This window comes from Seonamhaeicola marinus (genome assembly GCF_008085455.1).
In genome coordinates this window covers 1-535 of sequence record NZ_VSDQ01000201.1, presented here as the reverse complement: position 1 = coordinate 535, position 535 = coordinate 1, and the positions used below count along the sequence as shown (strand labels likewise).

Here is a 535-nt window from a genome sequence, read left to right as displayed (position 1 = left end):
TAATCTAACATAAGTAGTAATTCGCTAGAGTTGTTTTGGTCTTGTATAGCAAAAAAACCTTCCGAAGCATTATATATTTCATAATACCTAAAATCTTTTTTTGGCAGAATTTTTTTGTACTGGTCTTTGTATGGAGTAAAGCTTACGCCGCCATGAAAATAAACTTCTAAATTTGGCCATACGTCAAACAAGCTGTTTTTACCCGTAGTTTCTAAAACATTGTTAAGTAATACTAGCATCCATGATGGTACACCCGCTAAACTTGTAACATTTTCATTAATAGTTTCATTAACAATGGCTTGCATTTTGTGTTCCCAATTGCTCATTAATGAAACTTTATTGCTTGGTGTGCTGCTAAATTCTGCCCAAAAAGGCATATTATCAATTAAAATAGCCGATAAATCACCAAAAGCAGTACCGTTTTCTTTGTATAATTCTTTGCTGCCGCCAAGGCGTAAGCTTTTGCCTGTAAATAGTTGAGAGTTTTCATTATTGTTTAAATACATACACAGCAAATCTTTACTGGCAGCGTAAT

Annotated in this window: 1 protein-coding gene; it reads right to left on the bottom strand. The window is 33.5% G+C overall.

Annotated features, from left to right (window positions below; all coding sequences use genetic code 11):
• On the bottom strand, positions 1-535 hold a 535-nt coding region (locus FUA24_RS03015; protein WP_148540010.1), incomplete at both ends, for a GH3 family domain-containing protein.